General features: G+C 68.5%; 2 protein-coding genes. Both read right to left on the reverse strand.

Features of this window, described 5'->3' with window-relative positions; all coding sequences use genetic code 11:
• Positions 1-667: aldehyde dehydrogenase family protein (locus Q4E95_RS11985; protein WP_303383524.1), on the reverse strand; the 667-nt coding region annotated here is incomplete at its 3' end.
• A gap of 58 nt (positions 668-725) precedes the next feature.
• A partial coding sequence (locus Q4E95_RS11990) for an FAD-binding and (Fe-S)-binding domain-containing protein (protein ID WP_303383525.1) occupies positions 726-3481 on the reverse strand: 2756 nt, incomplete at its 5' end.

The raw sequence follows: 3481 nt of genomic DNA on the forward strand, positions 1-3481 counted from the left end.
TGCACACCACGTTGAGCACCCCGGAGGGCAACCCGGCCTCGATCAGAATGTCCACCAGCGCCAAGGAGGACAGCGGGGTGAGGTTGGCCGGCTTGAACACCATGGTGCAACCGGCGGCGATGGCCGGGCCGATCTTGCGGGTGCCCATGGCCAGGGGGAAGTTCCACGGTGTGACCAGTACGCACGGGCCCACGGGTTGTTTGGAGACCATGATCCGGTTCTTACCGTCCCCGGTCATGGTCTGATCGCCCCCGATTCGGACGGCTTCCTCGGAGAACCACCGGAAGAACTCGGCGGCGTAGGCCACCTCTCCTTTGGCTTCGGCCAGCGGTTTACCCATTTCCGTGGTCATGATGAGCGCCAGCGCGTCCTGACGTTCTATCATCAGGTCGTAGGCGCGGCGTAGGATTTCGCTGCGTTCGCGCGGCGGCGTGGCGGCCCAGTCCTTCTGGACGCGACCGGCGGTTTCAATGGCGCGCTGGGCGTCATCGGGCCCGCCGTCTGCCACGGTGGCAATGATTTCTTCGGTCGCGGGGTTGAGCACGTCGAAGCGAGCTCCGGAGGCGGCCTCGCCCCACTGGCCGTCGATGAACGTGCCCGTGTTGACTGTGGCGATCGCCGCCAGCGCGGCCTGAGAGGTGCGGTGTTCGGTGGTGTGTGTGCTCATCGGATGTCCTTCGGTCGAAGTGGGCGAGCCCCATGGCGCAGAGCCCGGCGGCTGAGATTCAAAGAGTTGAGATTCCGGGGTCCAGGATTTCGGCGACGTGGGTACCGCGCGCGGTTGGATCCAGTTGGTTCACCTGCATTGCGCACGAGAACCCGTCCGTGAGCACCACGGTGTCCGGCGCGGCGGCGCGCAGGGCCGGGGCCAGGGACGTTTCCGCGATGTTCATGCTGACCTCATGGTGTTCGGCCTCGAAACCGAAGTTCCCGGCCACCCCGCAGCAACCGTTCGACTCTCTCACCTCCGCCACTCCCGCGGCGGCCAGCGCCTTGCGCTGGGTGGCGGGGCCGAACACAGAGTACTCATGGCAGTGGGTCTGCACCACGGCACGCCGCGGCGCCGGCCGCGCCGGTTTCGCCAGCCGATCCTCACCGGCCAGTACGGCAACGTAGGTGGCAAAGCTCGTCACGCGGCGCGACACCCGCTGTGCTTGCTCGGTGGGTACGAGTTCGGGGAGGTCCTTGCGCAGTGCCGCGGCGCAACTGGGTTCGATGACCACAATGGGGCGGTCGGTGCCGTCGTCCAGTTTCGCGGCGGCTCGGGTCAGCATTTTCTTGGCCGTGCCCAACTGTCCCGTGGAGATCCAGGTGAGCCCACAACACACGTCCGCCGTGCACTCAGCCGTCTCCCCCGCACCGGCCAGGACCCGGGCTGCGGCGCCGGCCACCTCGGGCCGGAAGCCTCGGGTGAACGTGTCCACGAAGAGAATGGCACTGTCAGAATTCGCCCCGCCGGACGGGCTGCTAGGGGAACGGAAGGGGGAAACACCATCGGAACCGTCGCGCTTAACGGGGCGAGCGGCGCAGTCGACCTCGGTGCGCCATTGGCCGGCGCGGGCGAACTTCGGCAGCGCCCGGCTCGTTGTGAGTCCTCCGAGTTGTGCCGCGAGCTTGCCCAGCGGCGTACCCAGGACGGCGTTGACGAGCGGTGCGATCGGGCCGGCAAGCGCGAGCCAGCGCGGCAGCCACCCCAGGGAGTAGTGGGAGCGCGGGCGGATCCGGCCCGCGTAGTAGTGGTCGAAGAATTCGGACTTGTAGCTGGCCATGTCCACGCCTGCGGGGCAATCCGTGGCGCACGCCTTGCATGAGAGGCACAGGTCGAGGGCCTCGCGCACGTCGTTGGATTTCCAGCCCTCGGCCACGCTGGGCGCACCGCGCACCATGTCCTGAAGCACTCGGGCGCGGCCGCGCGTGGAGTCCTTCTCATCGCGGGTCGCGCGGAAACTGGGGCACATCATTCCGCCGCTGTCCGCGCGACATCGCCCCACGCCGATGCAGCCCTGAACGGCGTGCACCCAGGGATCGGGCTGGGCTGCGGGCCCGGATCCGCGGGCGGTACCGGCGGGCCGCAGGTCGAAGCTCGTGCGCCATTGCCGGTCCGGGACTCCCGCGAGCGCGAGGTGCGCGTCCATGGGTTCCGGGTCCACGATCGATCCCGGGTTCAGCAGTCCGGTGGGGTCCCACGCCCGCCGGAACTGAGCGAAGGCCTCAAGCACTTCCGGCGAATACATGATGGGCAGCAGCGCGGAGCGGGCGCGGCCGTCCCCGTGCTCCCCGGACAGTGAGCCGCCGTGGCGAACCACCAGGTGGGCTGCGTCGCGGGTGAAGTTCCGGTACACCTCCCGCCCGGCGTCGGTGCGCAGGTCGAAGGTGATGCGGATGTGCATGCACCCGGCACCGAAGTGCCCGTACATCACGCCGTCCAGGCCGTACTCGCCCAGGAGCACGCGCAACTCGGCCAGGTAATCGGCGAGATTTTCCGGGGCCACCGCCGAGTCCTCCCAGCCCGGCCAGGATTCCCCGCCCGTGGCCAACCGGGACGAGAGACCCGCGCCGTCCTCGCGGACCCGCCACAGGTTTGCGCGCTCCTCGGGATCCGGGACCGCGATGCCCTCCACAAGACGGCCGTTCTCGCTCAGCCGTTCGAGTAGCTCATTCGCCTGCGCGGATACCGCGTCCTCCGTGTCACCGTCCAGGTCCACGAACAACCAGGCGTTGCCACCCGGTAACCCCGTGACGGAATCCGGCCCTCGACGCCAGCGCATGGTTTCGACGATGGCCCGGTCCGTGCCCTCGACCGCCGCGGGTGAGAACTCAAGGATCGTGGTCACGTCGCGAGCGGCGTCGACCACCGTGTCGTAGCCCAGGCAGATCAGCAGCGCGCTAGTGGGTTTCGGCACCAAACGCATGCGCGCTCCCACGACCAGCGCGCACGTACCCTCCGATCCCACGAGGGCGCGGGCCACGTTGAAGCCCTTTTCGGGCAGCAAGTTCTGCAGGTGGTATCCCGAGACCTGGCGCGGGATCTGCCCGAGTTCCAACCGAAAGGCGGCCAAATGGTCGTGAGCCAGGGCGCGAAGTCCGCGGCTCAGTTCCGCAGCCCGTTGTACGGACGCCCGGTCACTCGGGTCCGTGGCGCGCAGCTCGGTGTCCGTGGCGGTCAACCGCGCGCCGTCCGTGGTCACCACGTCGACCTCGACCGTGTGATCACTCGTTCGGCCGTACCGCACGGAATGATTGCCGCAGGCGTCGTTACCGATCGCCCCGCCCACCGTGGCGCGGTTCTTCGAGGACGGGTCCGGCGCAAACGTCAGGTGTCCGTTGGTCGCGGCCTCGATCTCGCGGGTCAGGGTGGCCAGCACCACGCCCGGTTCCACGTCGACCGTCCCAGCATGCCGATCCACGTCCCGGATCCGGTTCAGATGGCGCGAAAAATCGACGACGACGCCGCGCCCCACCGCATTGCCCGCCATGGACG

The organism is Kocuria sp. (genome assembly GCF_030536815.1).
In the GTDB taxonomy this organism is placed as follows: Bacteria; Actinomycetota; Actinomycetes; order Actinomycetales; family Micrococcaceae; genus Kocuria; species Kocuria gwangalliensis.